The sequence below is a fragment of the Mycobacterium sp. FW102-FHT13B02 genome, assembly GCF_058790275.1.
In genome coordinates this window covers 37,497-60,165 of sequence record NZ_JBYTCM010000016.1, presented here as the reverse complement: position 1 = coordinate 60,165, position 22,669 = coordinate 37,497, and the positions used below count along the sequence as shown (strand labels likewise).

Below are 22,669 nucleotides of genomic sequence, written 5' to 3'. Positions count from 1 at the left end.
CGTCGCCCTGCCAGGACGGCGTCGCCTCCGTACGATCGGAGCCGCCGGGGAACAACCTGACAAATTCGAGGGGTAGTGGATGTCCACGCGCAGGCCACCAGAAGATAAACGGGACGCACCAGCGCCACCCCCATGGCTCGTTCCCCCAGCACTGGGCAATGCTGGCGGCGGCGCCGTCGGCAACCCACTCGATCACCGCCCACGGCCAGACGTCGAAGCGGTCATCGACCACCTCGAATCGCCAGCCGGCCACACACCCGCATCGGCCGCCGGCCCTGAACCCCGCTTCGACGCAGGGGGCATCGATGTCGATGCGCCGGCGCAAGATCGGCAAGACCAGCCTCTGGCCGCCGGCTACCTGCCGCCTCCCGCGCCGCCGTGGCCGATCGGCGCTCCCCCACTACCGCCGCCGGGATGGGTGCCGCCACCACCGGCGGCCATGATGACATCGAATAACCCTGCACCGCAATCATATTGGGCGCCGGAAGCACTCGACGGGCACAACATGGTCGACCGAGGCAGCACCGCACCACAGCGAGGGTGGCGCCGGATGTTGCACGCGGTGAGCGGTGGCCGGATCAACCCCGGCGATTCCCGCAAAGACCGTGAGCAGGCCGCCCTGATGGCGACGATCCGCTACCCGCTGGGCGGCGACTTCCGGATCGCGGTGCTGTCCATCAAGGGCGGCGTCGGCAAGACCACCACCACCCTCGGGCTGGGCTCTGCACTCGCAATGGCCCGCAGTGACCGGGTGATCGCGGTCGATGCCAATCCCGATCGGGGCACTCTGGCCGAGCGGGTGCTCGACCAGTCGACCCAATCGACCGTGCGCGATCTACTGAGGGACAGCAATATTCACCGTTATGCCGACGTCAGGAATCACACCAGGATGGCCATCAGCCGGCTGGAGGTCTTGGCCAGCGAGCAAGACCCCGCCGTCGCCGAAGTCTTCGGGAACCGCGATTACCGGCGGACGATCGACATTTTGCGCCACTACTACAACGTCATACTGACTGACTGTGGCACAGGGATTATGCACTCAGCCATGGAGGGTGTTCTGGACTTGGCGCATGCCATCGTGCTGGTGACCGCACCGGCGATCGATGCCGTGCTGAGCGCTTCGGCCACCCTGGATTGGCTTCAGCAGCACGGCCACAGCGATCTCGTTCGCGAGGCGCACGTGGTGTTCAGTGCCGCTGCGCCCACGTCAGACCGGATGGTGATCGACAAGGCGCGCGCGCACTTCGAAGCCAGGTGCCGATCGATCCACTTCGTGCCCTTCGATCAGCACCTGGCCGAGGGCGCCGACATCGACTTCGCGATGCTCAAACCGGCCACGATGCGCGCCTACCTGGACCTCGCAGGGGCGGTTGCACAGAAGTTCCCCACGACCGCAGCCGGGACTGGGTGACCGCAGCTCAAGTACAATCGCATCCCATTGGCGCATAGCGGTTTTCGCTATTCCCGCGCCGTGGTGTCGGCCGACATTTCTCAAAAAGGAACGGGGATGTCCGGCAGGGCCTGGCGCAACTGCGCGCATGTCGTCAGTCGGGCCGGGCAGTCACTTGTGGGTCGGTTTCTTCGGTGGTCGCGCTCGAGCCGCCTTTCATGTACGACGACACGCCGCCCTTGATGCCGCTCTTGATCGCTGAGCCGAACAGTTTGGTTGGTGTCAGTTCATCGAGGTTGCCGGTGATCGCCATGGGCGCCACGGTGCCGGCCATACCGCCGGCGTAGCCGGCGACAGTCCCGAGCACCGTGGACTGGAATTGTGTTTCGGCCTTGCCGAACACCTTGCCGGCCAGGTTTTCCACGCCGGTCTTGGCGGCCTTGTTGGCCACCCCGTTGACGAATTGCAGCTCGGACACCTTGGCGACCTGGCCCCAGTTGATGTCTTTGCGGTGGCCTTCGAGCACCTGGGTTTCCTCAATCGCGAGCTCCTGGGGCACCATCCAAAGGTCCTTGTAAATGCCTTTTTTGATGAGTTCTTTGACCAGCGTCTTCGACAACGCGCTTTCCAGACCGGCGAAGATACGGTTGATGCATTGGCCGATGATCTCGCGGATCGAATAATTGGTGAACAGTTCGATGATCGGCACCTCGGCCAGACTGGCGCCCCAGGTTTCTGCAGCCGACGCGTAGGCCCACAGGATCTCGGTGGCCGCCATGGCCAGGGCGCTGAGGGTCTGCAGTTTCGAGTATTCGATCTGGGTCCCGCAACCATGGGCGAGATCACCGATCGCCGTCATTGCCTGTGCCAGTTTGTCGACCGAGTAGTCACCGTCGAACAGCATGGAGAATTGGTGGTCGGCAGCGGTCGCGGTCTCCCCGGACAGACACGACATCGTTTCCTGGCGAACGTTATTGAGGTCCGGGATGAGGTTGTGCATGCGCGTGGCCGCGCCGTGCCATCGATCTCCCAGGCCGAACATGGCGTCTTCGTCGCCCTGCGGCCACTCTGCGCCGACCAGGAAGGCGACCCACTGCAGTTCGGATGGGATGGTAATGGTCATCGGGGGCTCCGATCATCGTTGGGAGCGTTGCGGTTCGGGCATGGTGGCGCACCCGTCGGGCACGGTCAGGGTTGATCTTGCTGTTCGAGGGTGTCGGCGGCGGTCCGTAACCCCGTGGAATAGTCATTCAGCAGATTCGTCTTGGACTGAATGGAGTTCTTCACCCACTGCTCCTGGCCAAGGTACCCATGTGTGCCATTGGCGAACGAATGCCCGATGCTGTCATCACCCCACGGGGTGCCCCCGGTGTTGGACATCAAATCGCTGAGTATCGCCGACATTTCGCCACTGACCTCGGCGAGATGGTTGGATGTCGCGCGAAGTTGTGCGGGTGTCACATACAGATCGGGCATCATCATCTCCTCGTGATGATCGGGTGCGCCGGCGGTTCGGCGTCCCAGTCGTCGTCGTCTGCGGCCGGCGGCGCCGTGGACGGTATTGATTCATCGGTGCGGGTAGGAAACAGGTCGCGCAGGTCGGGTAGGCCCGGCACGATGTCGGACATCGGCGGCATCTGCTGGCGGCGCTCGGCCAACGGGCGCAACAGCTCTGAGGCTCGCTGGTGCAGTTCTTGCGCAGCCCCCTGCGCCGCAGCAGCGACATAGCTCCCGAGATCGGTGAAGTCGAACTCCTCGAGGTACGCCGGGTCGATCACGACCTTGGTCACGACGCCGTGAGCGTCGACCGTCACCTCGACGGTGCCGTCGGCGACGGCGTGACGAGCGGTCAGGGCCGCTCGCTTTCGTTGTATGTCGGCGAAGTCGGCCATCTGCTCCTGCGCAAGGGCGAGCACATCAAGCAATTGGTGGCGGGCCTGGTCGTTGTTCACTGCCCGGTCCTGCCACCATTGATCAGACGGTTGACCTCCGCCTCGATCTCCTGGCCGATAACCGCTATCGACGCTTCAATCTCTTCGACTATATTGTTGCCGTTCTTGATGTTTCGCAACGCCTTGCTGGCCTTGTAGTCCTTGCCCTGCGCGCCGTGTCCGGCGCCATGACCGGCCGCCCCGGGTGCACCGGGTGAACCCGACGATGTCGAGGCGGCGGCGGGTACCGTCGCCGATCCCGCCTCCGCCGCAGTCACCGCATGGCTTGCCGCAGCGGCGAGCCCCGGCACCTTGGGCGCGCCGAGCCCGCCCGCCGGCGCCGACAACGCCGCACCCCCGCTGCCGGCCGCCTTCGGATCGAGCGCCGGCTCGCCTCCGAGGGCGCCCTTTCCGAGGTTCAACTCCCCTTCACGCAGCGGCATCTTCATGTTCGCGGCGTTGGCTGAGGTTGGCGTGGCGGCACCGGTTGCGGCGCCGAGCGCCTGCTGCACAGTGCTGGCCAAGGTGCTCAGAAGCCCGCTGGCGCCCATTGACTGCATCGCGTCGGTCGGAGTCGTGATTTGGCTATCCTGCGTCGAAATCGCTTGCCGGCCCGCGTTTCTGCTCCCGCAGGTGCAGGCGGACTTGCCAATGCTGGTCGCACTCAGACTCGGGGTCAGGGAGCCGCCCTGGCAGGTGCAGGGGCAGGGGTCGCCGGCTCCGGGCGTCGGCATGGTCGGTGTACCGGTGCCAGGGGTGTGCGGTGACGCGCTGACCGGGCCCGGGCCGGTGGGGGTACCGCCGCCGGGGCCATTGGACGGCGACGCCGATGGCCCGACCGGCCCACCCGGGCTGGGCACCGCTGCCCCCGGTGCGGGCTGCCCGAATGTCATGTTGGGGGGTCCGGGAAGATTCGGAAAATCGTTGGTCACCGCCTCCACGGTTGGGTTGTAGGTATCCCGAAACAGCTGCACGGCCAGTTGATAATCCGCGATGGACCGCTTGATCTGGTTGAGTTGGTCGACGGCTTGCTGGGCGGCGACGTAGCCGTCGCTGTTGTTGCGCAGGCGCCCGCCACCGTCCAGGTGGTATTCGGAATTGAATTGGTGGATGGCGTCGTCGAGCGTCGCCTGATTGAAGTTGCCCGAGTCGATCAGCTTGTCATTGGCGTCTGTCGGAAATCGGCTCTGGATGCTGCGGAACGCGCCGCTGAGCACTTGCAGACGGTTGGCCAGCGCGTCGGCCGACGGGGTGAAATCGTAGATGGAGGTCTGCGTGACGGCTTGGGAGGCAGCGTTGGCGGCGTGGGCGCTGGCGCCCGTCCAGTGGCCGTTGATGGCGTGGTTCATCGCATCTTTGAACGCGGTGGATTCGGTCTGCAGAGTGTTTCCGTGGTTGTGCCACGCGCTGGACAGAGTATCCACCTGAGCGGGCTTGAGCGCGTCGTTTTCTTTGCGGAGATCGACGAAAGTCTTACTCTCCCAGTTGATCGCGCCCGGGCCGTGCAGTTCGCTTTCGACTTGTTCGTAGGTGCCGTGGTCGGACAGCAGCCCGGGAACCTCGCCGAGAAGCTTGCTGTCGGGGGTGTACTTGTTGCCGGCGGTGTCGGTGGGCACCGCGAGGTCCGGCAGGTGGATGAGCTTACCGTCGGGACCCAGAAGCGCTTGTCGCTCCGGGTAATTGGTGTTGGTGACCCATGAGTCGTCGTACTCCCCGCCCATGCAGGCGCCGACGTAATTGGCAAATCCGCCCATGATCTCCTACTTCGTCCCCGGTACCGGGTGTTCTAGTTCTGGTCGGTCTTGGTTGTCGCGTTGGCCGCGTCTTGAGCGGTCTTGATGAGGTCTTTGGCCGCGGACAGTTGCGCAGTCAGATAGGTGGTCAGCGCCTTGCCGCGGGCGTTGAATGCGGACTCCAGGTTCAATGCCAATGGGTTTTGCGGTGTGCCGAAATATCCCTGCGTGTTATCGAGCCGGTCGTTGATCAGCGTCTGCAGCGCCGATTCGTAGGGGTCGACGGTTTTGGTGATCTCGGTGACCGCCGACGGGCTGAGGAACAGATTGTTGTCGCTTGTTGCGGCATCGAGCGGTCCGAACGGGTTGGTCATGTTGTCCTCCTAGGTGGTGGCACTGGGCACCAGCTGTTGTGCAATGTTCGAAGGTGAGGTCACCGCGCTGTGGCGTTCAATGGCAGCACCACCTCCTTCTCGATCCGGATCAGTACGGCCGCGCAGTTCACGAAGTTGCCGGCGGAGAACAGCAACACCAGGTCACCGACCTTGGCGAGTTTGCCGTTCATGAGATAGGCGAGATTGAGACCGAAGTCGGTGACGGTGAGATGGCCGAACTGCTGGGCGAATTCGTGTAGTCCCGGGGTTGGTCGCAGGCCCGATTCGCGCGCGAGCGCCTCGGTGATTCGGCGTGGACCGATGAACGATGGTGCAAACCAGGCGATTTCGTCAGGATCGCGCTCGGCGCGCCGGTAGCACTCGACGATGACGGCGATCGCGGTCCGGAAGCTGGCCATCGCGTTGGCCGCCACCGAACCGCCGGACTGCCGGTCATACTGCTCGAACCGCGCGATCCAGTTGTCCAATGTGGGGAAGGCCGGATCGTCGGGGCCGCGGTCGGCTCTGCTGCGCATCATGTCCGCTGACGGATTGTGTGATCGCGCGGCGCTCGAGAGTATCTGTGCGAAGCCGTTATTGCGGTTCAGGATCGCGCAGAACGCGCTGTCGCCCATGAGCGAGCCCTCGGTGACAGGGCTGGCCGCGTAGTCATAGCGGTCGAAGTAGTGGAAGCTGTCGCCGCCGGTGACCATCGCGTAGTCGCCGGCCCAGCCCTTGTCCAGTAGCGCGTCGGCGAGCATCAGCCCGTAGAGGCCCCCGGAGCAGAACTGGCGCAGTTCGGTGGCGGCGCCAGCAGAGATCTGACCGAGGAGGGACTGTTGGATCGAGTTCTGCAGCGGCCAGAAGTGCTCACCCTGATAGAGGGTCCCGCAGTGGAATGAGGCGGCCATGCTGGCCCCGGCGGCCGAGAGCAGTTGCGGGTCGAGCTGGGCGGCGGCCAGTTCGACCATCTGGTGTACCGACAGCATGTCCGCCGGGCAGCGCGATAGATGCCGCGGCCGCCCGGCGGTGTCGGTTCCGTCGGGGATGTATGCCGAGACGGCGCTAAGGTAGGCCAAGGTAATCCCGGCCTGTGTTCGTGAGCGCCCACTTGGCGGCGACTTCCATTTGGCGTTGCTTGACTCGGTCGAAGGCCTCCAGCAGGTTCGGCACGGTGGCCGGGACGATCTGGAAATCGCTCGTGCCTTCGTGCACCAGGTAGGCGCCGTCGTCGGCAACAATGATCAGGGTCAGGTGACTGGGATCGCGCAGTTCGTAGTCCAATGAGAAGTCGACAGCGGCCGACAGCAGTACCGAACCAGTGATCGCCGCATCACCAAGGACCACTTCAGGTGTCCGGTAGTCGTAGCGGCCTTCGCGTCGGGCCTCGCGGCCGGGAGGCGACTGTGGAAGCGCGTCGATGACGACCTGGGGGAAATCGTCACTCGCGCAGCCGGTGATGTGGATGTCCTGCCCGAAGATCAGCTGGTCCCCGGGATCCTGTGTGGCAATCGCACACTGACCGGTGCGCCCGATCACCGCCCACAACCGGTAGACGTTCTCGTCTTCGCCTTCACCGATGCGGCCGAATCCTTGCACCACGAAGATCGGGAATCGCAGTGCCTCGAGCATGCTGACGCGGGCTGGGGTGAGTTCGCCGCGCAGACGCGCCAAGGCTGCGCGACGCTCGGCCTCGACTTCACGCATGAATTGCGGCTCTGCGTGCCGGTAAGCCAGAGGGAACGGCAGATAGTCCAGGCCGAGGGACTCCCACGCGCAGCGGAATTCGAACCCGCTCAAAGACCACCGCTCGATACCGTAGCGCAGCGGCACGACGTCGTCGGTCATTGTGCGACACCGCCTTTGGCTGGGATCGATCGGAATGCGGCACATGGGAGGCCCGGGCTCGCCGGGCGGCGAACCCGGGACCTCACACGCACGGTCAGAACGATGCGGCGTTCGCCCGGTCCATCGCCTGCATGGCGGCTTGCTGATCCTGGGCCTGCAGCGTGGTGTTGCCGATGTGGTTGAGGGCGTCATCCATCATCTGGCTGACCTTCTGGTGGGCCTGCAGCAGAGCGGTGGAGCCTTCACCTTCATACACCGACGCCAGCGTGGTGAAGATGCTGTCGATGTCGCCGCGCACCTCCTGGATGGCCTGCACGCCGCTGGACACGTCGTCCAGCGAGGCGGCGTTCTGTGCGAACTCGTAACGAATTTCCATTGCTGTTGTCTCCCTTAACCGTTGTCCAGATTGGCGATCGAGCGCATGTGGGTGGAGCCCTTCTCGACGATGTCGTTCAGGGTGGCGATGAGCTGGTTGAAGTCCTCGTGCTGCTGTGCCGAGGTGTTTCCGTAGCCACCGGCGTAGGTACCCCGCCACGCGGCGGCGAGCATGGTCTGCTGCGTGTCGGCGATCTGGTGGAGCTTGGTGACCGCCATGTCCCGGGCGTGGGTGATCTGCTGAATCTTCTGCTCGGCCTCGGCCGGGGTGAGCTGCACTGTCATGATTCCGTGTTGCCTTTCTCGGGTGATCCTTGCATCCAATGGTGTTGCGGCTCAGACGATCTGCGTGCGGGCCTAAAAGTCCCCCCATCTCTCGCCGGAAAGCTCGACAAGCCGGTCGACGGCCTGGCTGATGGCGTGCTCCGAGCCCGCCTTCAGCGTGGTCCACAGCTGCCCGGTCGGCGAGGCGCTCGGTGTCGCGATGATCCTGCCCCGCGTGGTGTAGAAGACGCCGACGGCCGCCGAGGTGCGCGTGACCCGGTCTTGCCCAGCGACCACTGCGTGATAGTCGATCTCGGCGAATGCCTCTCGAGCCGCCAGAGCGATGCCGAGCGCCATCGCCGAGCGGGAGTCAGCACCAAGTGCGCGGACCCGATCGGCCATGACCGTCGGGTCGTGGGACCCGCTGAGTGCGTCGGCCATGGCGTCCAGTGGCGCGCCGATCGCCTGAATCTGGGCGGCTGCTGACGGAGGCAGTTCACCGAGCAGTACCGCGGTGGCATCGCAAAGTTCGGCGACGCAGCCGATGTCGCGAAGCAGCACCTGATCACCGATGCGGCGGGCCAGCACGCCGGTAGACCCGGTCCGGCCGAGGCAGACTCTGCAGGTGCCCTGTGGGGTGACCAGACGCATTGCCAGGGCGCGCTGCGGCCGTTGCAGCGTCTGCAGCAGTACAGCCAGATCGGTGTCCACCGCCCCGTCCACAACCAGCCCGCGACGGGTCAGCACCACGGTGGCCCGATCCCAGGCCGCCTGCTGTCCGCTGACCGTTGCGTGCCGCCGCCTCATCGCGAGTACGGCCGGAAAACTTTGTACGCCAACGCGAGCTGCCGCCGCGTGTAGCTCGTCGTCGGACAGCGTGAACTGTGGTCGTAGCGCGGTGGTCATAGAGTCAATTTCTTGTCGACGCCGATCACCGCAGGCGCAACCCACCGGTCCGACACCGCTTCCAGGGTGCGCTCGGGATGGTCGAACTCCGGTGCCGCTGGTTCATCGGCGGTCACCAGTTCATCGAACAGCGCGGTGTTCGCGCCCCAACTCACGTGGGACACCACGAACGGCGCGTCGGTCTGCTGCGCGGCGGGCAACCAGTTCTGGCCTTCAGGTGCCCCGATACCGGCTTCACCGCCACCGTCGAGGGCAGCTGCCGGGCGCGCCGACTCGAATTCGCGGTCGGTGTCGCCGCGGACGTGCCCCGCCAGCGGCGCATAGGGTGCGCCAGCCCCGTAGCCCGTGCCTGCGGCGGTGACCGCTGACGGCATCTTCTGGGGCGCCTTGGCGTCCTGGGAGCTGTTGGCGCCGTTGGGCTTCCACGGGGTCAGCGGTGGTGGCGGTGCTGCAGCGCCACCACCGATACCCGATGCCGCCGAACTGGAACCTGCGGTCCCGCCGGAATGCGCGCCGGCCGGCGATGTGGCGTTCTTGTCCGCGGCGCTCCCGGTGAGGTGCGGTGGCATGGGCTGATCCCACCGCTCGGCCAGGGTGCTGCAGGCGTCCTCATACTGGTGCATGACGGTCGCGGCGTCGGACTGCTGACCTGCGGCCGCCTCATCGAATTCGGCGAACTGGCCGGTGAGTATCGCGCCGTTGTAGGCCGCCAGGGAGTCCATCACGTCGTGCGCCGCTTTGGCCTGTATGGCTTCGGCCACCGTCGGCATCGCCAGTACGGCAACGGTATTGGCGACGGCGGCGGCCTCGGCGCGCTGACCGTTGGCCGCCGCACTCAAGCTGACCGCCTGCAGCCAGCTGCCGAATTCCTCGAGGCGGCGCACTGCGGCGGCAGCCCCCTGGCTGTCGTTGGCGGCCTTGAACCGCTCCAGAACCGCGTCGAAATCTGTAGACACGCTGGCCAATTCGTCGGCGACCCGCACCCAGGCCGCTCCCGCTTCGCCGACCGACGACGGGCCAGGCCCGTCGGTCAGGTCACGCGCGAGCTGCTCGGTGCTGCGCGATTCCCACGCGACGTCGGTGAAACCCACGCTCGATGTCCCCTTCAGATCGGCGCCTGCCGGCGCCCGTCGGATCGGCGGTTCAGACCACCGTGTCCTGGTCTGCGTCCACCACACCGTTGTTCTGTGCGCGCAGCGTCAGTGCTGCACCGCGCAACTGGTCCACTCCGGCATCGGTGGACGTGGTGAATTCACTGTGTACCTCGTTGAGAGTGGTGGCCACGCGCTGGGACACCTCGTCGCGGCCCGGCGCCGTCACCGTGAGCGCGGGCGCCTCGGTGCGCATCACATGCTCGATCCGGGCGGCCAGCGTTTCCAATTGCTTTGTCGCATCGGCTACTTCGTCGGGCTGAAGCGAAAGACCGGTGTTGGTTGGCATGGGCGTGCTCCTCGCGTCAAATTCGCAATTCGATATCAGGTGTGTCGTTGAACTCGACCTCTCCGATCACCGGAGGGGCCGCCGTGCCGAGATCGCCGACGATCTCGTCGCCCTGGTCGGAGGTGTGCAGGAACGAGGCAGCCTGGTGTCCGCTGACACTCGCTTTGCCGGCGGCCGGCGAGCCGGCGCCCATCATCCCGGCACCGCCCATCCCCACCCCGGTGGACGCAGCCACCGTGCGGGCCCCGCCAGTCTGCGCCGGGGCCACCGTGGCAGCGACCTCGGTCGGCGGCGACGCAAGCGCCACCACCGGGCGGGAAGTGGGCGTGGCGACCGCAGGGCCACCACCGAAACCGCCGGGACCAAGGGCCGCCGCGGCCGCGCCGCCGCCTGCACCCCCCGGCAGTGCGTCGGACGTTGACACGTTCTCGCCCATGGGATTCTGGCCGGGGTCAGCGGGCGGATGGTCCTGGGACGCTTTGCCCGCGGATTGCACGCCGCTGCTGATGGCGCCGGTCCCGCTGGAAATGCCACCGGCAGCCAGCTGGGCCACCGGCGCGAGCGCGGACAGCACCTGGGGGGCCTCGGCCACCAGCACAGGCGCCCCTGCCGTGGTGACCGCCGCCGCCTCCGTGGCCAGCGCGCCCTGTAGTTGGGTGACCACGGTCGCGCCCATCGAGATGGCCTTGGTGGCCGCGGAGACCGCTGCGATCCATCCCCACGGGAAGATGATGTTCGGGCCGATCGCCGCCATCGTGGCCTGAAAGTCGCCGATGATCGTGAGCAGGTGGATCTGCCCTTGGTGCACCTGGGCGGCGGCGTTTGCGACGCTGCGCCGCAACTCCATCGACTGCTCACTGACCCGCGAGCCGTCTTGCATTGCGGCGGTGGTTTTGCTGGCCGCTGCAGTGCCGGCCTGCCCAGTCCAACCGTCCTGCAGGCCGGCCAGCGCCTGCTGCAACGGACCCGCATTGCTCTCGAACGCCTTCGAGATGCCGGTGAACATCTGGGTTGGGTCGGCGTTGCCGAAATTACCCGAACCCAGCGTTCCGAGTGCGTCGGTCACCGGCTGAATCAGCGACATCGGGTCGAATCCGCCTGTCCCCGGCGCAGACTGAGGCGTGGGGCTTGGCTGGTTGGGTGTGCCGGAGTCGTGCGAGGACGTGTTGTCGGCCGGGGCGTCTGGTTTCGGGGCGTCGGGCCGGACCGGGGCCAGGCCGAGCCGGGACAAGACGTCGCGCACCGGCAGATTGAGGTAGTCCACCAGGTTCTGTTCGTGCGCTGCGATGACGGGTGCGGCGTCGCCAACCGGCAGGTGGTGCGCCACCTGGCCTGTCGGGTTCGCCTGCGGCGTCACTACATCGGCCATGGGCGGTCCCGGTTCTAGGCCTGATCTGTCTGCTGGAACGCGACTTTTGCCGCATCAGTTGCGGCGCCGACCCCGGCGTGCACTGCGCCCACCAGCAATGTGCTCGTCAGGTTATTGGCCTGCGCCGGTGCATAGGCGGTCAGGTATGTCGCACCAATGGGGCCGACCGCCGCAGCTGCCGATCCGAGCATCGCGTTCGAGTCCGCAGCCCCTGCCGCGGAAATGGCTTCCGACGCCGCCGCGTTAACCGCGGCGAACGCGTCTAAAAGTGTTGGCACTACCTCAAATTCGGTTGCCACCACGGATACCCACTTCCCCCATCGGGATGGCCGCTGACCATTGCAACGTAAAACGGATTCGGCACGCGTGCAAATACCCGCGCAGCCGGTGCAGGCGATTTAAGTCGGACGCTGCGTAGTCTTCATTCGCCGGTAACCTTGCGCCCGCGGTCCAAGTGCACGGTGGTGCCGTCCCAGCGGGTCAACGGCTGGGCGGCGAGGTCACCCATTCGGACGGTGAATTCACGCAGCAGGAACTGCTGGCGCTCGGCCGCGTGCGTAGCCGCGGCATGGGCCGTGCTCACGATGATGTCGGCCAGCGCGTCGGCACCGTGCCGGTAAGCCGTTGGCGCCAAAAGCAATCCAGTCATCGCGCCAGAGCCGTCGACCTCGACGCTCACCGATTGGTCGGCGCTGCTCATCCGCACCCGGATCGATCGGCAGTGCTCGTCCATGGCCTGCATCAGATCGCGCTGCTTGACGATCCGCGCGATCACAGCATCAGCCAGACCACCGGTCATACCGGCCTCAGCCATGAACCCGGCGGTGCCTCGTCGGCAGCGCGCAATCGATCCTCCGCTTCAGCCAACTCGTCTTCGGTTGCCAGGCCTAACGTGCCGATCACCGGGTCGGCTACGCCTTGGCTGGTCAGCGCGCGGCGCATGTGGACCTGGGCACGCATCGCCGAAATCCTGCTCAGCAAAAGGATTTCGTGCGCCAGGTCTTCGGGCGCTCGGCGCAACTCTGCGGCATCGATCTTGATCGCGGTCGGCAGTCCACGATCGGTTGTCGTGACGCGAATACCACCGCCTGGCGAACTGACCGGCCCCAGCGCCATATGTCTCACCCCCGGCTGCCTCGAGATGCACGCATTCGCAAACTTAGTACACTCGCCCTCGATCCGGCATCGGCGATACAGTGAGGCGGATCCTCTGGATGAGATCAGGCAGCCAAATTCGCATCGTGGGCAACGTTCGATGAACGCGTGTGCGCGGCCACTAGCGTGGCCCCCGGAGTCCGACCCGAGAGAAGGTAGGAACCGACGTCGATGAATGGCACCAGGGACGCGCAACGGGTGTTCGACGCCGGCGTGTTGTCGCTCGGGATCCCCATCGACGGTATTGAGGCCGAACGCGACAACCACTATGCCGCTAGAGCTTTCAAGCGTGCCACCGAGTGCGACCCGGGCATGTGCGACGCCTGGTTGGGCCGCGCTGCGACCGGTGAAACCACCGCCGAGGTACTGCACCACCTCTACCGCACCAGTGGGGCGCTGTCACGCGAGCAGCGCCGACTCGGCCTGCCGCCGCGCGCGCTTAGTGGCCGGTTTTCCACCGGCCTTTACCTGGACTACACGCTGAGCACGTCGACTGAGGTGCATCTGGCCTATGCAGCCAGCCTCATTGCGGGCAAGGACTACGCCGAAGCGGAACGGGTGCTCAGTGAACTCGACGCGATGCGCGCTGCCACGCCGGGCGGGGATACCGAATCCGCCGAGATTTACGACTACATGTGCGGAGTGCTTCACTTCACCACTCAGCGGTGGCCCGACGTACTCAACGCGCTGACCCGCTCGCCGTCCTTCACCGACGACTATATCGCCGCCGGCGCGCACCTGATGGTGGGCTCGGCCTGCGCTCAGCTCGGGCTGTTCAGCGAAGGCTTGCGGCGACTTGACCAGGCGATCGACGGGCCCATCCCGGCGGCGCGGCGCGCAGCAGAATTCTGCAAGGGGCTCACCCTGCGCGAAACAGGCGATGAAGCCGAGGCCCGGCGGACCTTTGAGCGGATCTATAGCGAGGAGCCCGGATTCGAGGCCAATCACACCGCCCTCAACGACCCGAAATACCGGCTCATCGTCACAACCAAGGAAATCATCGACTCCCGCACCGACAAATGGGATCCCGCCAGCGTCCCGTCGGCGACGGGCCTGGACGCGGCGACCCTCTCCGAGCGTGGTGACGAGTACCTGCGCACCGCGCAGGCTGAGCTGGACCGCCAGGTCGGGTTGGCCGAGGTCAAGTTGCAGGTCGCCAAGTTGCGTTCAGCGGCTCGGCTGGCGAAAGTCCGGGAGGACAAAGGACTGACCACTGCGGCACGCAGCCTGCACCTGGCCTTTACCGGACCACCAGGAACCGGCAAGACGACAATCGCTCGAGTGGTCGCTCAAACGTACTGTGGCCTCGGACTTTTGAAGACACCCGCAGTCATCGAGGCCAAGCGGCAGGACTTCGTCGGCCAGCATCTGGGTAGCACGGCGATCAAGTCGTCGGCGCTGATCGACAGCGCCATGGACGGTGTCCTGTTCATCGACGAGGCCTACACCCTGATCCAGACCGGTCTAGCCGGTGGTGATGCGTTCGGGCGGGAGGCGGTGGACACCCTGCTCGCACGAATGGAAAACGACCGGCACCGGTTGGTAGTGATCATCGCCGGGTACGACGCCGACATCGACCGGCTCCTGGCTGCCAACGACGGATTGGCATCCCGGTTCACCAAGCGGATCCGGTTCGCGTCGTACAGTCCCGCCGAACTCGGCGACATCGGCACGGTGATAGCTCGCAGCCGCGACGCCGAACTGTCTGCCGAAGCCCACACCGAGCTGGTTTCGGCGTGTACCCAACTGTGTCGCGCACAATCGGTGGACCGCGACGGTCGCGCGCGGCCGGCCATCGACCTGGCCGGCAACGGACGGTTCGTGCGGAACGTGATCGAATCCGCCGAGGAAGAACGCGAGTACCGGCTGAGCGAAAGCCACGGCTTCGACCTCGAGTCTCTCGATGAAGCGGACCTGATGCGCATCGAAGCAGCTGACATGAAGGCAGCGCTGCATAGTGTCCTGACCAGTCTCGGCCTCAACACCCAGCAGGGAATCTCGTGACACCACATAACGACGGCGCCGACCTCGACACCGGACCAATCGAGGTTCGGACAACAAATCCGAATGCAACTGCACAGCAGCGTGATTCGTTTGCCACGAGCTTCACGACTGCCGAACCCGACGTGCCGCCCGGGCACCCCAAGTCCCTGTTGCCCACGGCCAGAGAACTAGGTCTGGCTCGAAAATCCAGACCTCAACACGGCTGGCGCAACATAATTCGCCAACTTGGCGGAGACACGCTCAACTTTGGCGACTCCGCCGGCGCATCAGTCACCATGGCATTCACCAACCGGGCCATCCGCCCCATCAGCGGGTCGTTCAGTGTCGCCGTACTTTCGTTAAAGGGTGGCGTCGGCAAAACAACCACTGCCGTCTCGCTGGGCGCCACCTTGGCCTCCATGCGCGGCGACCGAGTCATCGCCGTCGACGCCAACCCCGACCTCGGCACCCTGGCCCAACGGGGCCCGAGCGAGACCCGCGCCACGGTGCGGGACCTCCTCGCAGACCAGCGGGTCGACCGGTACTCCGACGTCCGACGGTACACCTCGCAGAGTTCATCACGACTGGAACTGCTTGCCTCAGAACGTGATCCGGCAGTATCAGAGGCTTTCTCGGAAGCAGACTACCGAGCCGTGCACGACATTCTGCAAAGGTTCTACAACATCGTCCTCACCGACTGCGGGACCGGGCTCACCCACTCGGCGATGGCCGGGGTGCTCGACGAGGCCGACGCGTTGGTTCTGGTGCTCTCACCGGCCGTCGATTCGGCGCGTAGTGCGTTGGCCACCTTGGACTGGCTACAACATCACGGTTATGCCCGGCTGGTACCGAATACCCGCGCGGTGATCAGTTGCGCTCGCCCCGGCCCGGTGCCGGTCGACATATCTCAACTGTCACAACACTTCTTACCCAGAGTGCATTCGGTGTGCGTCATCCCCTACGACCGCCATCTGGCCGCGGGCGCGGAAATCTCACTCGAGCTGATGGGCCGCAAGACCAGGCAGGCCTACGCCGATCTCGCGATGTCAATTACCCAGGACTTCGCAAAATGACGCGGATCAGGGTTTAAGCCTGCAAGACCTTGAGCTGCCCGCCGAACCCGGCCTGCACCTCAACGCCTACACCGCACCCGCGGGCACGCCGACGGCGGTGGATTTAAGGCTTCTAGCGTCTGTTGGGCGGCCACCCAACAGACGATCGCGACCGAGCTCGAAGCACCCAACGGATAGTCCAACCCGTTCAGCGGTACCAGTTGGCGGACCGGCAATTCGCCACGCGCCAGCCTCGGTAGGTGATCGGGTAGCCAACAAGCCAATCAGACGACGATTCCGTACGTTTTGACCTTCCGGTACAGGCTGGACCGTGACATCCCCAAATGAGCCGCTGCGGCAACACGATTCCCGCCCGTGTCTCTCAGTGCCGCAACGATCGCGTCGCGTTCAGCCGCTTCCAACGGTGTCAGCGCGTGTCGCGGCGCCGTCTGGCAGTACCCCGGCAGATCCGATTCTTGAATCTCCCCCGCCGGCCTGCGTCGCAGTGCATGGACCAACGCCTCACGTAGCTGAGAAATGTTGCGCGGCCACGAGTAACGTGCGATCAAGCGCTGCGCCTGAGGACTGAGTCTCACCTTTCGTTTAGGCGCAATCCCTCTCAACAGCGCTGTAGTAAGCGCCGGCAGATCGTCGGTACGGCACCGCAGCGGCGGGATCGTTATGGACGCCTCGAAATGGTGCAGCAGTTCGCAAAACGGCAGGTCGGTGGTCGCCTCGGAATCCGAACTGGTGGCCGCCACCCATACCGGCCCGTTCGCCGCAGCAACCGCGGTCAGGTACGCATCCAGCAGTTCGACGCCGTCAGTGCTCACCTGATCGATATCACGGATGATGTGCAGCGTGGGCTCAGCGGATTCGCCCAGCAGTGAACTGAGATCGGAGAGCGCACCGTCGACTCCCAATTGGCCGGCGTCCACAGAAATCGCTCTTCCTCCCGGATACACCGAATGGAACAACTCCGCCACCAAGGTGAATTTGCCCGACCCAGACTCACCGACAACGAGTGCGGCCTGGCTTCGTTCGAGGACCTGTCGCAGGTCAGCGCAGGCCCGCGTCCAGGCTGGCGTGGCGCCGGCGGCCATGGCGTCACGCGAATGCCACAACCCGCCGACGATCTGAGACGTTTGCGGCGTCGCAACCGCAACCTGGGGCAATTGCTGATCGCTGAAATCATCCGGCGAACCAGTTTGACTCGAGGTCACCGTCTCAGCGATCACCACCATGCCGGCCACCTCAACGCCGGCCAAAATTCGGACTCCTCGAACACGGACAAGGCGATCCCCCGGCAGAGTAATCGTGTCGCTCACCCGGTCCTTACCGGCCATCAGAAACACTGCGTACTCACGCATGATGCGCTGTTCGTCGGCGTCGAACATCTGCTGTGCGGCGGAGCTGGCTACGAATACCGAATCCCCGAACGCGAAAACGGCCTGGCGCGCTGAGCGCGCAACGACCTTGAGATAGGTCTCGAAGATCGCTCGCTGTGCTTGACCGCGGTCAAGCAGAAAGTTGCGCCCGATATCCTTCGCCGCGCTCTTGACCAGGGTATGCATCAACGGACTCCACGAGGACGACAGCGTCGAGATGTCCAGCACTCCCTCGACACGGCCTGTCACGGGGTCGATGACCGGGGCCCCAGTGCAGGCGAAGAGGTGCAGATTCTCACTGAAGTGCTCGGGTCCCACCACACTGATCGGCTGTCCCGATTCGAACACGGTGCCGATTCCGTTGGTGCCCATCGTCGACTCGGCATAGCTGAATCCAGGCGCCAGATGCACCCGGTCGAGCAACCGGGCCACTGCCGGCGAGCTGTCGATGCGCTGAACCACTCTCGCTTTCTTGTCAGTCAGAGCAATCACCAGCGGCATATCCGCGGTGTCGACTTGCAGTTGCTGCAGCACCGGCCGGGCGCACCGCACGAGCAGCGAGGCTGCGTCGATTTCCTCGGTGAACTGCGCGTTCGGATGCGAAATGTCCACGCCCGCGGCTTGGCTGCGCTCCCACGACGCGACCACTACGTCCGAGACCCCGGCGGCGCCACTGCCGCCGTACTCCAGGAAATCCGCACGGGCGGCCGCAACCCGCAACATGCGGGCGGAACTGTTGGGCATGGCTCACCTCCTGAGGTCATATCCAGTCTGAACGAGACGCGCATCACAGCCAAGGCAATCGGTGTCCCATCTTGGGACACCCCCGATGGCTGAGACATGGACCACGCTTTGTCCAGCGGTGTGGCGCAGAGCACAACATGCCACCCCAGTCCACGCATTCACATATGCGAAATTCCATGAACGGAGCGCCATGGGCACCCTCATAAACATCGACAACGGCGGCACGCTGACCGACATCTGTGTCTGGGACGGGAACGCGTTCGCCTTCACCAAAACGCTGACGACGCCCCACGATCTATCGGAATGTCTTTTCACCGGCATCGAAAAAGCGTCAGATGCACTGTACGGCGAGGCCGACATCACCAGGCTCTTGCACGCCACGGAGCACATTCGCTATTCCACAACGCAGGGCACCAATGCGCTGGTGGAACGACGCGGTCCAACGGTCGGCATTCTCACCACCATTCGCGGCCTGGATACCAGCATGCAGCGTGATGGCGCTGAGAAAAAGTTGTTCTCCGGACTGGTGGGCGACCGCTTCCTGACGGTCGACACCGAGGCCGACCCCGAATTCGACGCAGTGCAGAAGATCAACCGGCTCACCACCCTGGGTGCCGCCCGCGTCGTGATCGCCGCGTCCTCTCCCGAGGAGGAACGACAGCTGCGGCATGTGCTGCTGCGCAAATTCCCCCGCCATCTGCTCGGTTCGGTGCCGCTTATCTACAGCTGGGAATTGGCCGGCGACCGTAACGACGCCCGACGAGTGTGGTCGTGCGTGGTCAACGCCTTCCTGCATCCCACGATGGAACGGTTTCTCTACAGTGCAGAACGACGATTGCAGACCTACAAGGTGGCCAATCCCCTTCTGGTCTATCGCAACGATGGCGCATCGTCCAGGGTCGCGAAATCGATTGCGCTCAAGACTTATTCATCGGGACCTCGCGGTGGACTGGAAGGTACCGCAGCCCTGGCTCAGGTCTACGGCTTTCCGCACGCCCTCATGATGGACATCGGCGGCACCACCACCGATGTCGGCGTGGTCGAACATGGTGCGGTCGCTGTTGCCGAGCGAGGCGCCATTGAGGGCGTACACATCTCGTACCCGATGAGCGACGTAACCTCCTCGGGCGTCGGCGGATCGTCCGTGATCCAGGTAGTCAACGGCGAGATCACCGTCGGCCCGCAGTCGGTCGGCGCCGCACCCGGTCCCGCCTGCTTCGGCTTCGGTGGCAAACAGGCCACCATCACCGACGTCAATCTGCTGCTGGGCATCCTGGATCCCGACACCTACCTCGACGGCACTTTCACCCTGGACTCCAGCCGATCGCGCGCGGTGATCAGTGAGACGATCGCGCAGCCGCTCGGAATGTCGTTGGAAGAGGCGCTGATCCAGATGGAGCGCGCTTACTTCCAGGCGTTGTCGGAGTCGTTTGCCGCACTGGTCACCGAGGACACCACGCTGCTCGCGTTCGGTGGCGCCGGACCAATGAGCGCCACCGGCGCGGCCCGGCTGGCAGGCGTCAAACAGGTGCTTGTCCCGCGCACCGCGGCGGTGTTCTCGGCTTTCGGCATCTCTTTCTCCGACATCGGCAAGACCTACGAGGTCGCCGTCGGCGAACCCACTACCAAAGCAGCCGTCGAAACCCACAACGCGTTGCTGGCCCGTGCTGAACGTGACATGTTCCAGGAGGGTTATGCGCTGGCCGATTGCGAGACGTCCTGGCAGTTGCTCGTCGAGAACCTTGACGACGGATCGGTATCGCGACTGCCTTACCGGCCTGGCGACGAGGTGGATTACCCGGGTGCCGCGGTTTCGCTGCAGCTGACGGCGGCTGCGCCGCTGTCGCATCCGCAGCTGACCGCGGATGCCGCAGTAACCGCCACCGCGGCAGCCGCGGCGGGGACCCGGCAAGTCCGGTCTTCTGCCGCCTGTGTCGAGGACGTCGCAGTGTACGTGCTGGACGACCTGAACATTGGTGACGGAGGCGAAGGCCCCGCGATCATCGAGGGCCCCTTTTTCACCGCGCGAGTGCTACCCGACTGGTCATTCCGCGTCACCGCCGCCGGCGACCTGCTCCTCAACGATAAGTCCTGACCGCCAGACCGAAAGAAAGGAGACTTGCCATGCGAGTCCCAATGACCGAGTACCTCGTCATCGACCTGGACACCGAACGCTGGGTATGCCGGGTATGCACTCAGGACATGGGTTCGGCACACGACACCTACAAGTCGGGAACCCTTGTCTACGACCGTGATCCGCGCGAAATCCATCAGCCGATCATCGATCCCGAGCGCTACGAGTACACCTTCAGTCCAGACCCGACGTACTGCCGAATCTTGGAGTACTACTGCCCGGGATGCGGCACGCAGATCGAATGTGAATATCTGCCGCCGGGACATCCGCCGGCGGTGGACATGCTCATCGATGTTGCGGCCCTGCGCAAGCAATGGGCGGCCCGCGGCCAGGACGCCGAAGCGGTCTTCAACTACGGGCCGGGCGACGACGCCCAGAAGTACACCGCCGCTCTCAAGGCCGCCGGCCACCTGCATTGACCTTTCGACTGACCTGTACAGGAGAACACCAGATATGAAACGCATTTCGGTCGACATCGGTGGTACTTTCACCGACTGTTTCTTCGTGTGGGACGACATCTACGTCGACGCCAAGGCGCTTACCACGCACCACAACCTTGCCATCGGCTTCAACGATGCTCTAGACCTGGCGTGCAAACGCGCCGGGCTGGACCGTTCCACGGCGCTGTCTGAAGTGGACTCAGTCCGCTACGCCACCACTTTGGGCACGAATGCGCTCATCGAGCGCAACGGGCCCAGAGTCGCGGCGATCGTCACCCATGGGTTCGAGGACACCATTCCGCTCTCGAGGGGCCGCGGCTACGGCGAAGGCCTGGATTACGGTATGCAGCAGAATCTTCCGGCTGCGGAGCGTCCCGAACCGCTGGTGCCGCGGGCGATGATCCGCTCGGTCAAGGAGCGGATCAATTCCGCCGGAAAGGTTGTGGCACGCCTCGATTCCGAAGATGTCCGCACCATGGTGCGCGAGCTGGTGGACGCCGGTGCGGAAGCGATCGTGGTGTCGCTGGTCAATGCCACCGAAAACCCCGAGCACGAACTGGCGATCCAGGAGATCATCCTCGACGAGTTCCCGCCGCACGAGCTGGGCGCCATCCCGGTGCTGCTCGGCCATCAGGTGTCGGGCCGCAAGGGCGAATACGTGCGCGCGACGTCGACGATCATCGACGGCTACCTGCACGAGATCATGTTCCACGCGCTAGCACAGCTGTCGAGCAACCTGCGCGACTTCGGCTACGACAAACCGATGTTGGTGATCCACAACTCAGGCGGTATGGCGCAGATGAACTCCACTGACGCGCTGCAGACCATCCACTCCGGTCCAATAGCCGGTGTCGGTGCGGCCGAACACCTTTCGAACGAAACGCGGCTCGGCCACGTCATCGCCACGGACATGGGCGGCACGTCATTCGACATCGGCCTGGTGCCCGAGGGTGGGGTCAAGCACTACGACTTCCTGCCCACCATCGACCGCTGGCTGGTATCGGTACCCATGGTGCATCTCGACACCCTGGGCGCCGGCGGCGGTTCGATCGCCAGCTATGACCGCATCCACAACTCGGTCAAGATCGGCCCGAAGTCGGCCGGTTCCAATCCTGGTCCGGCCTGCTACGACCGCGGCGGATTGAAACCCACCGTCACCGATGCCGATCTGCTGCTGGGCTACCTGGACCCGGACAACTACGCCAACGGCTACATCAAGCTCAATCCGAAGCGGTCGTTGTTCGCCATCGAAGAGGAACTCTGCGACCACCTCGACATGGACCCCATCGACGTCGCCCGAGTGATCAAGGACGGCGTCGATGAGCAGATGGCCATCGGTATCGGTAAGGAGCTGCGTGTGCGCGGCTACCTTCCAGAGGATTTCACCATGCTGGCCTACGGCGGCAACGGGCCGCTGCACGCCTGCGGGGTGGCCCGGCACGCCGGGATCAAACGCGTTCTGGCACCGCCGTTCTCGTCGGTATTCTCCGCGTGCGGTGCCGGCAACATGAAACAGCTGCACTTCCACGAACGCGGTGTGCACGTGACGATGTACAACGCCACCACCCGGGCCCTGTTCGAGGATTACGACGAGTTCAATTCCGTGGTGGCCGAATTGGAGGCCCGCGGCCGCGAAGACCTGATCCGGCAGGGCTTCTCCGCAGAGGACGTCAAGTTCCGGCTCGAGTTGGACATGCGCTACGGCAATCAGTTGCTCACCCAGGCAGTAGCGCTCTCGAACATCAACCGCATCAACGGGGTTGGCGACGTGCTGGAGATCATCAAGATCTTCGGCGACGTCTACAGCCATAGGTTCGGCGCGTCCTCGGCCGCACCCGAGGCCGGGATCCGCTGCAGCACCGTACGGGTGGCGTCATACGTCGACGGCGACGTGGTGAACTTCGAACCCCTCGAGCACGGCGGAACCCGCGCCGCCGCGGCGCCGGTAGGCACCCGCAAGGCCCACTTCATCGGCATCGACGACCCGATCGACACCCCGCTCTACGACGAGACGGCGCTGACCTCCGACAGCGTCATCGCCGGCCCGGCGATCGTCACCACCGAGAACACCACGTTTCTCGTCGAACCCGGCTGGCGGCTGGAGCCCACCGCCCAGGGCGCCGTCTGGTTCCTGCAGGACTGA

Annotated in this window: 22 protein-coding genes and 1 pseudogene; 6 read left to right on the top strand and 17 right to left on the bottom strand. The window is 64.8% G+C overall.

Going from position 1 to position 22,669, the window contains the following annotated elements; genetic code table 11:
• Positions 1 to 121: 121 nt before the first annotated feature.
• Positions 122 to 1,411: pseudogene (locus tag AC3WTE_RS23155) on the top strand (MinD/ParA family ATP-binding protein); the annotation flags it as partial.
• Between the two features lie 133 nt (positions 1,412 to 1,544).
• Here AC3WTE_RS23155 and AC3WTE_RS23150 read toward each other — a convergent pair.
• The 16 genes from AC3WTE_RS23150 to AC3WTE_RS23075 form a co-directional block, all read right to left on the bottom strand.
• Positions 1,545 to 2,513, bottom strand: a complete 969-nt coding sequence (locus AC3WTE_RS23150) for a WXG100 family type VII secretion target (protein ID WP_492441271.1) — start codon at positions 2,511 to 2,513, stop codon at positions 1,545 to 1,547.
• Positions 2,514 to 2,578: 65 nt separating this feature from the next.
• Positions 2,579 to 2,866, bottom strand: coding sequence for a WXG100 family type VII secretion target (locus AC3WTE_RS23145; RefSeq protein ID WP_492441269.1), 288 nt, complete (start codon positions 2,864 to 2,866; stop codon positions 2,579 to 2,581).
• A 2-nt stretch (positions 2,867 to 2,868) separates the two neighbouring features.
• Entirely contained in the window at positions 2,869 to 3,342 is a 474-nt protein-coding gene (locus tag AC3WTE_RS23140) for a YbaB/EbfC family nucleoid-associated protein (protein WP_492441267.1), read from the bottom strand.
• Positions 3,339 to 5,075, bottom strand: coding sequence for a hypothetical protein (locus tag AC3WTE_RS23135; RefSeq protein WP_492441265.1), 1,737 nt, complete (start codon positions 5,073 to 5,075; stop codon positions 3,339 to 3,341). The genes AC3WTE_RS23140 and AC3WTE_RS23135 overlap by 4 nt, the downstream gene beginning before the upstream one ends.
• 32 nt (positions 5,076 to 5,107) lie before the next feature.
• Positions 5,108 to 5,428 (bottom strand): hypothetical protein, encoded by a 321-nt coding sequence (locus tag AC3WTE_RS23130; protein WP_492441263.1) that lies wholly within the window; start codon positions 5,426 to 5,428, stop codon positions 5,108 to 5,110.
• 59 nt (positions 5,429 to 5,487) lie between these two features.
• A complete protein-coding gene (locus tag AC3WTE_RS23125; protein ID WP_492441261.1) occupies positions 5,488 to 6,507 on the bottom strand; it encodes a 3-oxoacyl-[acyl-carrier-protein] synthase III C-terminal domain-containing protein in 1,020 nt (339 codons plus the stop codon).
• Complete coding sequence (locus AC3WTE_RS23120) at positions 6,494 to 7,276, bottom strand: ESX secretion-associated protein EspG (RefSeq protein ID WP_492441259.1); 783 nt, start codon at positions 7,274 to 7,276, stop codon at positions 6,494 to 6,496. Before AC3WTE_RS23120 ends, AC3WTE_RS23125 begins: the two co-directional genes overlap by 14 nt.
• 94 nt (positions 7,277 to 7,370) lie before the next feature.
• Complete coding sequence (locus AC3WTE_RS23115) at positions 7,371 to 7,652, bottom strand: hypothetical protein (RefSeq protein ID WP_492441257.1); 282 nt, start codon at positions 7,650 to 7,652, stop codon at positions 7,371 to 7,373.
• A gap of 14 nt (positions 7,653 to 7,666) precedes the next feature.
• Complete coding sequence (locus AC3WTE_RS23110; RefSeq protein WP_155903443.1) at positions 7,667 to 7,936, bottom strand: hypothetical protein; 270 nt, start codon at positions 7,934 to 7,936, stop codon at positions 7,667 to 7,669.
• A gap of 72 nt (positions 7,937 to 8,008) precedes the next feature.
• Positions 8,009 to 8,821: an ESX secretion-associated protein EspG gene (locus AC3WTE_RS23105; protein WP_492441255.1), complete on the bottom strand. Its 813-nt coding sequence runs from the start codon at positions 8,819 to 8,821 to the stop codon at positions 8,009 to 8,011.
• The gene (locus tag AC3WTE_RS23100; protein ID WP_492441253.1) at positions 8,818 to 9,912 is read right to left on the bottom strand and encodes a PPE domain-containing protein; all 1,095 of its coding nucleotides are present in this window, start codon (positions 9,910 to 9,912) and stop codon (positions 8,818 to 8,820) included. The genes AC3WTE_RS23105 and AC3WTE_RS23100 overlap by 4 nt, the downstream gene beginning before the upstream one ends.
• Before the next feature lie 52 nt (positions 9,913 to 9,964).
• Positions 9,965 to 10,261: a PE family protein gene (locus AC3WTE_RS23095; RefSeq protein ID WP_492441251.1), complete on the bottom strand. Its 297-nt coding sequence runs from the start codon at positions 10,259 to 10,261 to the stop codon at positions 9,965 to 9,967.
• A gap of 16 nt (positions 10,262 to 10,277) precedes the next feature.
• Positions 10,278 to 11,630 (bottom strand): hypothetical protein, encoded by a 1,353-nt coding sequence (locus AC3WTE_RS23090; RefSeq protein WP_492441249.1) that lies wholly within the window; start codon positions 11,628 to 11,630, stop codon positions 10,278 to 10,280.
• A 14-nt stretch (positions 11,631 to 11,644) separates the two neighbouring features.
• Positions 11,645 to 11,932: a hypothetical protein gene (locus tag AC3WTE_RS23085; protein WP_492441247.1), complete on the bottom strand. Its 288-nt coding sequence runs from the start codon at positions 11,930 to 11,932 to the stop codon at positions 11,645 to 11,647.
• A 119-nt stretch (positions 11,933 to 12,051) separates the two neighbouring features.
• A complete protein-coding gene (locus AC3WTE_RS23080) occupies positions 12,052 to 12,444 on the bottom strand; it encodes a YbaB/EbfC family nucleoid-associated protein (RefSeq protein ID WP_492441246.1) in 393 nt (130 codons plus the stop codon).
• Positions 12,426 to 12,746, bottom strand: a complete 321-nt coding sequence (locus AC3WTE_RS23075; protein ID WP_492441244.1) for a hypothetical protein — start codon at positions 12,744 to 12,746, stop codon at positions 12,426 to 12,428. The genes AC3WTE_RS23080 and AC3WTE_RS23075 overlap by 19 nt, the downstream gene beginning before the upstream one ends.
• Before the next feature lie 210 nt (positions 12,747 to 12,956).
• Here AC3WTE_RS23075 and eccA point away from each other — a divergent pair, with 210 nt between their 5' ends.
• Positions 12,957 to 14,789, top strand: coding sequence for a type VII secretion AAA-ATPase EccA (eccA, locus tag AC3WTE_RS23070; protein WP_492441242.1), 1,833 nt, complete (start codon positions 12,957 to 12,959; stop codon positions 14,787 to 14,789).
• Positions 14,790 to 15,064: 275 nt separating this feature from the next.
• Positions 15,065 to 15,841 (top strand): MinD/ParA family ATP-binding protein, encoded by a 777-nt coding sequence (locus tag AC3WTE_RS23065; RefSeq protein ID WP_492441240.1) that lies wholly within the window; start codon positions 15,065 to 15,067, stop codon positions 15,839 to 15,841.
• A 263-nt stretch (positions 15,842 to 16,104) separates the two neighbouring features.
• Here AC3WTE_RS23065 and AC3WTE_RS23060 read toward each other — a convergent pair whose 3' ends face one another.
• Positions 16,105 to 17,952 (bottom strand): sigma-54-dependent Fis family transcriptional regulator, encoded by a 1,848-nt coding sequence (locus AC3WTE_RS23060; protein ID WP_492441238.1) that lies wholly within the window; start codon positions 17,950 to 17,952, stop codon positions 16,105 to 16,107.
• Between the two features lie 190 nt (positions 17,953 to 18,142).
• Here AC3WTE_RS23060 and AC3WTE_RS23055 point away from each other — a divergent pair, with 190 nt between their 5' ends.
• The 3 genes from AC3WTE_RS23055 to AC3WTE_RS23045 are packed head-to-tail and all read left to right on the top strand — an operon-like array spanning position 18,143 to position 22,669.
• Positions 18,143 to 20,047 carry a hydantoinase/oxoprolinase family protein gene (locus AC3WTE_RS23055; RefSeq protein WP_492441236.1) on the top strand — a complete coding sequence of 635 codons (1,905 nt, stop codon included), beginning with the start codon at positions 18,143 to 18,145 and terminating at the stop codon, positions 20,045 to 20,047.
• Positions 20,048 to 20,076: 29 nt separating this feature from the next.
• Complete coding sequence (locus AC3WTE_RS23050; RefSeq protein WP_459368947.1) at positions 20,077 to 20,505, top strand: acetone carboxylase subunit gamma; 429 nt, start codon at positions 20,077 to 20,079, stop codon at positions 20,503 to 20,505.
• A 34-nt stretch (positions 20,506 to 20,539) separates the two neighbouring features.
• On the top strand, positions 20,540 to 22,669 hold the full coding sequence (locus AC3WTE_RS23045) for a hydantoinase/oxoprolinase family protein (protein WP_492441234.1): 2,130 nt from the start codon (positions 20,540 to 20,542) through the stop codon (positions 22,667 to 22,669).

Coding starts and splice junctions, on each gene's coding strand:
- eccA (WP_492441242.1), top strand. CDS start 12,957: ATGAATGGCACCAGGGACGCGCAACGGGTGTTCGACGCCGGCGTGTTG.
- AC3WTE_RS23080 (WP_492441246.1), bottom strand. CDS start 12,444: ATGGCTGAGGCCGGTATGACCGGTGGTCTGGCTGATGCTGTGATCGCG.
- AC3WTE_RS23095 (WP_492441251.1), bottom strand. CDS start 10,261: ATGCCAACCAACACCGGTCTTTCGCTTCAGCCCGACGAAGTAGCCGAT.
- AC3WTE_RS23110 (WP_155903443.1), bottom strand. CDS start 7,936: ATGACAGTGCAGCTCACCCCGGCCGAGGCCGAGCAGAAGATTCAGCAG.
- AC3WTE_RS23145 (WP_492441269.1), bottom strand. CDS start 2,866: ATGCCCGATCTGTATGTGACACCCGCACAACTTCGCGCGACATCCAAC.
- AC3WTE_RS23105 (WP_492441255.1), bottom strand. CDS start 8,821: ATGACCACCGCGCTACGACCACAGTTCACGCTGTCCGACGACGAGCTA.
- AC3WTE_RS23090 (WP_492441249.1), bottom strand. CDS start 11,630: ATGGCCGATGTAGTGACGCCGCAGGCGAACCCGACAGGCCAGGTGGCG.
- AC3WTE_RS23075 (WP_492441244.1), bottom strand. CDS start 12,746: ATGGCGCTGGGGCCGGTCAGTTCGCCAGGCGGTGGTATTCGCGTCACG.
- AC3WTE_RS23060 (WP_492441238.1), bottom strand. CDS start 17,952: ATGCCCAACAGTTCCGCCCGCATGTTGCGGGTTGCGGCCGCCCGTGCG.
- AC3WTE_RS23120 (WP_492441259.1), bottom strand. CDS start 7,276: ATGACCGACGACGTCGTGCCGCTGCGCTACGGTATCGAGCGGTGGTCT.
- AC3WTE_RS23055 (WP_492441236.1), top strand. CDS start 18,143: ATGGGCACCCTCATAAACATCGACAACGGCGGCACGCTGACCGACATC.
- AC3WTE_RS23065 (WP_492441240.1), top strand. CDS start 15,065: ATGGCATTCACCAACCGGGCCATCCGCCCCATCAGCGGGTCGTTCAGT.
- AC3WTE_RS23045 (WP_492441234.1), top strand. CDS start 20,540: ATGAAACGCATTTCGGTCGACATCGGTGGTACTTTCACCGACTGTTTC.
- AC3WTE_RS23115 (WP_492441257.1), bottom strand. CDS start 7,652: ATGGAAATTCGTTACGAGTTCGCACAGAACGCCGCCTCGCTGGACGAC.
- AC3WTE_RS23050 (WP_459368947.1), top strand. CDS start 20,077: ATGCGAGTCCCAATGACCGAGTACCTCGTCATCGACCTGGACACCGAA.
- AC3WTE_RS23135 (WP_492441265.1), bottom strand. CDS start 5,075: ATGGGCGGATTTGCCAATTACGTCGGCGCCTGCATGGGCGGGGAGTAC.
- AC3WTE_RS23150 (WP_492441271.1), bottom strand. CDS start 2,513: ATGACCATTACCATCCCATCCGAACTGCAGTGGGTCGCCTTCCTGGTC.
- AC3WTE_RS23130 (WP_492441263.1), bottom strand. CDS start 5,428: ATGACCAACCCGTTCGGACCGCTCGATGCCGCAACAAGCGACAACAAT.